This is a genomic window from Alcanivorax sp. HI0044 (assembly GCF_001634945.1).
Genome location: NZ_LWEZ01000547.1, coordinates 1 through 631 on the forward strand (window position 1 = coordinate 1; position 631 = coordinate 631).

At 55.6% G+C, this 631-nt stretch carries 1 protein-coding gene; it reads right to left on the reverse strand.

Annotated features, from left to right (window positions below; genetic code table 11):
* On the reverse strand, positions 1-96 hold a 96-nt coding region (locus A3730_RS29495; protein WP_156500988.1), incomplete at its 3' end, for an acyl-CoA dehydrogenase N-terminal domain-containing protein.
* Between the last annotated feature and the right edge of the window lie 535 nt (positions 97-631).

Sequence of the window (631 nt, forward strand, 5' to 3'; positions counted from 1 at the left end):
TTCACCATTGGGCAGCGTTTTGTAGTGACTCTCGAAATCGAAGACTTCGTTCATCAAGAAGCGCATATCGCGCACGGGGGCCTTGTAGGTCGGCATAGCAATCACCCTTGAAAAAACGGATTAACTGTCAGAAACGGACAGCGCAACAGGGCGGGCATTGTTAGGCAATTCAAGGGGGAAGGCATTGACTGCCAAGGCGCGGGGCTGCTGGCGTTAGGGTGAATAGGCGTTCACGGCGGATTGAGCTGCGAGCTGCTAGCCACGAGCTGAGAGGAAAACCAACAACACAACGAAGCCGCTGTAGGAGCGCCGCTTGAGGCGCGATCCGAGCCTTGGCGAGGTAAGGATTCCAGAAGCGGGTTTCGAGTACCGAGTTTTGAAAACCTAAAACCGGCGGTCAGACACGAGGTTTGAGGTTCTGCCTTTCGAAACTCGCAACGCGAACCAATTTTCCTCGCCGAGGCTCGGATCGCTTGCAGGCAAGTTATTCGCTGCGCTCACCCCTTCGGGGCCGCACTACGTGCGTTACTCCGCTGCGTTACGTTCCCACAGCGGGTCCGATCGCACCTCTAGACAAGTTCCCACAGCAACTCTGTAGAAAGGGTTTTCCTCACAGCTCAAAGCTCGTAGC